Genomic DNA, 230 nt, shown 5'->3' on the forward strand with positions numbered 1-230 from the left:
GGGTCGTTGTCTAAATGGGCGTAGCGGGCTGTTGTGGCCGGCTGAGAATGTCCCAGCAATTTCCCGATAATTGGGAGCCCAAAACCAGCGCCGGCACCATAGCTCGCATGGGTGTGACGAAGGTCATGAATTCTCACCCCCGCCAAGCCTGACCGCCTACTCACAAGCTGCCAGGGCTTGTTGAGATCGTGGCGTGGCTGACCGGCGATATCGCTGGCGATCACGTAATC

At 58.7% G+C, this 230-nt stretch carries 1 protein-coding gene; it reads right to left on the minus strand.

The window, feature by feature from the left end:
* Positions 1 to 230, minus strand: a 230-nt coding sequence (locus tag AC0L3U_RS40390; RefSeq protein WP_473365269.1) for a tyrosine-type recombinase/integrase, incomplete at both ends; no start/stop codon positions are given.

The organism is Bradyrhizobium sp. Kon69, from assembly GCF_055807515.1.